At 69.2% G+C, this 1,945-nt stretch carries 2 protein-coding genes; both read right to left on the bottom strand.

What is annotated here, in order from left to right; translation table 11 throughout:
- Window positions 1-108: 108 nt before the first annotated feature.
- On the bottom strand, window positions 109-1,167 hold the full coding sequence (locus ACXIZN_RS43110) for a M48 family metallopeptidase (RefSeq protein WP_457960768.1): 1,059 nt from the start codon (window positions 1,165-1,167) through the stop codon (window positions 109-111).
- Window positions 1,168-1,215: 48 nt separating this feature from the next.
- Window positions 1,216-1,821 carry a DUF2567 domain-containing protein gene (locus tag ACXIZN_RS43115; protein WP_457960769.1) on the bottom strand — a complete coding sequence of 202 codons (606 nt, stop codon included), beginning with the start codon at window positions 1,819-1,821 and terminating at the stop codon, window positions 1,216-1,218.
- Between the last annotated feature and the right edge of the window lie 124 nt (window positions 1,822-1,945).

A 1,945-nucleotide genomic window follows, 5' to 3' on the forward strand; every position in this document is an offset into this window, starting at 1 on the left:
TTCCGCGACACACCGCCGGAACCCCCGGGCCGGAGCCTGGGATCAACAGCGGCCGGAAGCCAGTAGGCACCTAAGACATACCTCAAGTGTCATAGCTGTCGCGAAACGCTACTTACCGGACTCCGGCGCAGCACCCTCGTCCGACCCGTTGCCCCCGCCGAACTTGCTCCACACCTTGCCCGCCGCCCCGGACACCGCTTCGCCGACGTCGCTGAACACCTTCGTCAGCGGGTCGGTCGAGCCGTTCCAGGATTCCTTGTACGACTTCGCGGCCGACTTCAGGTCCTCGGTCCAGTTGGAAGACGGCGCGTCCTCGTCGCGGCGCGGGTACTCACCCGCCAGGATCCCCCGGTACTCCTCGGACGCGGCCCACTTCTGCAACTGCGCGGCGCGCACGACGGCCAGCGGATGCGACATCGTCTCGACGTAACGCAGCTTCAGGTAGCTGTCGCGGATGTCCTCGACCGACTCGTACTCCGACGCCTGCTGCAGGAAGGCCGGGATGTCGATCTTCGCCGGGTCGATCCCGCCCGCCACCAGGATCTGCGAGCGCAGCGCCGCCGTCGGGTCCTGCGAACACAGCAGGCCGGCGCGGTCGCAGGACAGCTCGGCCTTGCGGTACCACTCGCGCAGCGCGGCGATGACGACGCGGATGCCGATCGCGCTCACCGGCGTCCACGACATCGACATCTGCAGGCCGATCAGCCGGATCATGATCGTGCGGTACACCGCGTGCCCGGACAGCACGTGCCCCATCTCGTGCCCGATCACGAACCGCAGCGACGCGAGGTCCATCGCCTCGACGGCCGCGGTGTTGAGCACGATGAACGGCTCGTCCATACCGATCGTCTGCGCGTTGACCTCGGGGCTGCGGGCGACGAACAGGTTCGGCACGCGGTCGAGGTCGAGCGTTTCGGCGCATTCGTTGCGCAGTTTGTCCAGTTCCGGATACTGCTTCGGGCCGACCCTGATCGCGGACGCGAGGGCCATCAGCCGCTCGCCGCGTTCGGCGTAGAAGCCCGAAACCGCCTTCACGACCTGCGCGAACCCGGGAACGGCGCGCAGCGTGGCCAGCGCGCCGCGGTCCACGGGGTGTTCGTAGGCGCGCGGGCTGATCCCCGGGAAACGGACGGCGTTGTGCCGGGAAACCTCGATGTCGTCGGTCAAGAGAAAGCCCCCTAGAGATGTGTCCCGGCCCACCCTAGAGGAAATCCGTCAGCCGAGGCGGCGGCCCAGGTCTTCCCGTCCGTTCCACGCGGTCAGCAACGTGTACGCCAGCGTGGTCATCAACGGCGCGGCGAGCATGATCCACGGGGATTCGATCTGCGGCGCCTTCGCGATGACGTCGCCGACGGCGGGCGCCGCGCCGATCTCGTAGCGGCCGTTGGCGAACGCGACCCCCATCGTCGTCCCCAGCCAGCCCGCGAGGGTCGCGCCGCCGGTGGCGGCGATCAGCACGACCGGGCCGCGGCGCTCCCGCAGCAGCCAGGTCACGATGCCGATCAGCAGCCCGGCGCCGAGCGCGAGGAAACCGTAGACCGCCAGGTCGTCGAAGCGGTGCCAGCTCTCCAGCTCCAGCGGGGCGAGGGCGCCGCGGTCGTTGATCACGCGCATCCGCTGTGGCGGCGCGAGCCGTGACCAAAGCCAGGCCAGCGGGAAGCCGAGCAGCCCCGCCGTGGACAGGACGCTGATCGCGGGCAGCAGATCGGCCTTGACGACGACCTTGGGGTGCGGGCGGCGCGGCCTCGGCAGCACGGGCACCGACCAGGGGTCGGGCACACTGGAAGACAGGTGCGCCGGTTTACCCGTCGTCTCGCCCAACCCGGACTCCTCCCTCGTGCTGCTTGTGCAGAGCGTAACCAATGACGCCCCCAGCGCACGCGCCTCCACCGCGTTTCGTCCTCTGGATGCGGTCGTTGCGCGTGCAACCACCGCATCCAGAGGA

This window comes from Amycolatopsis sp. TRM77291 (assembly GCF_054166285.1).